The following is a 682-nucleotide window of genomic DNA, read 5'->3' on the forward strand; positions in this document are numbered from 1 at the left end:
TTCTGATCCTGACCAGATTTTGGTGTTTTCGAATCCATCAGCATACCAGGAAGACTGTGCGGTCTGGTGATAACCGATCATTTTTTTCCCTTGCAGGTTCCCCGTGAGCCCCCTGTACCGGAAGTCCTGCTTTCTGTCTTCCTGCTGAAGCTGGGAAACAGCATATAGCTGGTCTACTCTGCTTAAAGAATAATAAGGATAAAATGCTTTCTTCTCTTTTTTATAAAAACTGGCATTCGTGGTATTATCCGGAATCATTTCCAGATACTTTACCGAGGTAGTCACCCCTCCCTGGGTAATTGAACTTATCCTGGCCAGTTCGGAAACCGCGGTAGGACCTTTTATTTTTTTAAGGTATTGTTTCCAGTATAAAAAAACATTGTAATAATTATTCCCGGATTTTATCGGGCTGGTGATAGGGGAAAACAATGTAAGGTCTGTAATATCCGGTGTGCCATATACAGGGCTTTGAAATAGCCAGTTAGCAGTGAAATTCGGTGTTCCGTCAGTTTCAGAACCATTGGCCATTTTTGCACTGACCACATATCCGAAATCTCTGTACCCGTTTGCATATAAAGTATTAATCTGATTGTAGGAGAAAACCTGAACAATATCGGATTTTCCATCTTTATTCATATCGGTAACAGAAAAGAAGTATTGTTTGGCAAATTTTGCATAATTG

At 40.5% G+C, this 682-nt stretch carries 1 protein-coding gene; it reads right to left on the reverse strand.

Annotated features, from left to right (window positions below):
• Positions 1–682, reverse strand: a 682-nt coding sequence (locus DRF57_RS23815; protein WP_157969933.1) for a hypothetical protein, incomplete at both ends; no start/stop codon positions are given.

The organism is Chryseobacterium rhizosphaerae, assembly GCF_003385455.1.
GTDB classification, from domain to species: Bacteria; Bacteroidota; Bacteroidia; order Flavobacteriales; family Weeksellaceae; genus Chryseobacterium; species Chryseobacterium rhizosphaerae.